This window comes from Deltaproteobacteria bacterium (assembly GCA_019308905.1).
Taxonomy (GTDB): domain Bacteria; phylum Desulfobacterota; class BSN033; order WVXP01; family WVXP01; genus JAFDHF01.
Genome location: JAFDHF010000135.1, coordinates 1 through 2,816, shown reverse-complemented (window position 1 = coordinate 2,816; position 2,816 = coordinate 1). Strand labels below are relative to the sequence as shown.

At 48.5% G+C, this 2,816-nt stretch carries 2 protein-coding genes; both read left to right on the top strand.

Annotated features, from left to right (window positions below):
- Positions 1-1,081: hypothetical protein (locus tag JRJ26_20490; protein MBW2059868.1), on the top strand; the 1,081-nt coding region annotated here is incomplete at its 5' end.
- 21 nt (positions 1,082-1,102) lie between these two features.
- A partial coding sequence (locus JRJ26_20485) for a hypothetical protein (protein MBW2059867.1) occupies positions 1,103-2,816 on the top strand: 1,714 nt, incomplete at its 3' end.

Below are 2,816 nucleotides of genomic sequence, written 5' to 3'. Positions count from 1 at the left end.
TGAGGCAACCCATAAGAATGCAGACAGAATGGCCATGTATCGCCCTACCAAAGCGCACCGTGTGGCCTTTGAACGTGTTTGCCGAGGGCTCTACCAGCCAAACGACAAAAAATTCTATCTCCTGAGTGGTTCTTACGGCACTGGCAAATCCCATCTTTGTCTTATGTTTGCCAATTTCCTCAGCCGGGCCAGCGGCGACCCCGAGATCAAGGGTTTTTACAAGAATTACGAAAAACTCAACCCGGATATGGCCAGGATGCTCACAAACATTCGCAAGGGCGGGCAGTACCTTGTGGCCATTTGTGACTATCACTCTGGAACAAAATTCGAAGATGTGGTGCTTAAAGCTGTGTTCGATGCCTGCCAGGCAAAGGGGCTTGACGTGGGTGTTCAGACAGAATTTGACGAAGCGGAGAGGCTCCTGTCCAACTGGGAGGAGAAGGCCGATGAGGGGATCCGGAATTTCTATGAGGACTTTGGAAAGGGTCTGGAAAAGGTTGCTCCTGCCCTTTCAGTCGACCAACTGCGTTCTGATCTGAAAGATTACGACTCCGATTCACTCCAAAAATTCAGGTCGGCTTACCAGGAAACCATGGGAGGTACGGAATTTCATGCCCATTCAGGCAACCTCATTCCTATTCTAAAAGAGATTATTAAGAGTAAAGCGTTTAAAGACCGTTTCAAAGGGATAGCCATCCTTTTTGATGAATTCGGGTTCACCTTAGAGAAGGGCTCCTATTCCAAAGATGTGCTTCAAGGCTTTATGGAAACGATCTGCAAAAACGAACCTAACGTGCTTTTTGTTGGTTGTGTCCACAAAGATTTCAAGGCATATGCGGACCGGTTCAGCAAGGCCGATGCCGCAGTAATGAGCGCCCGTATTACTACCGTAGACCTCCTGAACGAGGGGATCGAGGAAATCATTGGTGCCATTGTGGAGACGGACAAGGACTCAAAGGAATGGAAACAGGAGATCGAGCCTAAGACCGGAGTATTCGACCAGTTGGTGCCAATCTGCAAGTCGCTGAACCTGTTTCCCTGGATAGAGGATGTGAGCCGAATCAGGCAGCGGGTGCTTTAGGATATTTTTGGCGTACACCCTATGGCCCTGGCCTGCCTGCTAAGGCTTTCCTCTGAGATTGGGTCGGATGCAAGGAGCACATTTACGTTTTTCTCCGGCGATGTAGAAAAGGCAGAAGGCTCCTACCCTGATTTTATTGAGAAGGCAGAGCTTACCCATGCCGCCGGCAAACTCAACCTTTACACTGTGGACCGGATTTTCACGTTCTTTAAGCGGGAACTTTCTCTGAAGAATCCTGAGCTGCGTGACCTTCAGAGGCAGATCGTAAACGGATTTTATGCAAGTTTAGAGGCACTGAGGAAAGCGGCCAAGTGGGAAATGTTTAAAGAAATGACTGATGAGCGGGTGGTTGTTCTGCGGACGATCCTGATCTATCAGCTTAGCCAAATCCCAACAAATCTGGATAATATTCAATTCGGACTCTATTGCCTTACAAGAACAGAAGAGAAAGAGGTGGAAAAGCACCTGAGATATCTTGAGAAGACTGGATCGCTTTTCTTCAGGCAACAGTCTAAGACATATGAACTTGCTGTGGCAATGGGCGAGGACCCCTATGATCTGATTGAACGCTATCTAAAGGACGAAAGCCTTCATCCCAAAGATATGGTTGAGGCCTTTCTCAAGGAAGCGGGTGATGCCAAGGAATTGGAGTTTCTGGAAGCCAAGCAATACAACCTGCACTTTAACGAGGACAAAAGGTTCAAGTGCTATTTTATGCGGGCAAAAGATCTGGGGGATAAGCTCTGGGAAGACTTAAGGAGAGATTGGGAAGAGAATTCCAATAAAGAGAAGATAGGCTATGAAGGCATGGTCGTTTACGCGCTCTGTGAAGATGAGGCTGAGATCCAGATCGCCAAGAAGGCCGTAAAGGACATCCCCGATCCCAACCTGACCGTGGCCATACCAATAAGCCCACAGCCCTTCACCGAAACTTTACTAAGGGTAAAGGCGTGCATCCATTACCTGCCGCCCAATGAAGCTGAAAAGATCAGCGCCCAAACCGAGTCTCGACTACGCGATGTTCTTGAAGACCCGGGAGATGGATATCTTCCAAAGTTGAAAGGTATCTTGCGTGATATCGTGAGCGGTGAAGCCGCTTGCTGGTATGGACAGAATGGTAAGGTGATCATTGATAAGCCCAAGCAGTCCCATAGGCCTGCTGATATGCTTTGTGAGGACTTATACAAAAAACACTGCCGTATTAAGCATCCGGACTTGAATTTCGTGCATGACGACAAGTGGCGGCAGGGTAAGAATAACGCCCTCAAGCAAGCGGCAAAAGTCCTTATCGAGGCTGACAGGGTCATGATTGACAACGGGAATCCGGACAATCACGGAGAGAAGCGTTATCTGCAGAAGGTGTTGCTGAAAGGCGCGGGTGCTCTAAAAAAGACAGGTGCTGAAGGACCGGTTACATATTTTGAGTGTGAAAGCGATCCTGATAAGATCTCCGAAGATTTTCCAGTGCTCAAAGAGCTTTGTCTAAAGATCTGTGAATTGAATCCAGGCGCCCATTTCCCTGTTGGTAGCTTTATCGAGGAGGCCAAATCCCCGCCTTATGGGGCGGGCGGTACGGCCCTTGTTTTGGCCCTTTCCCAGGTCGTAAGGGCATTTGGTGAGCGGCTGAGGGTTTACAAGGACTCCACAAAAACCATAGAGCAATCGCTGAACACATACGATGATCTGATTGATGTAGTCGTGGATTTCTCTACGAACATAGTGTTTGAGGTGCGGG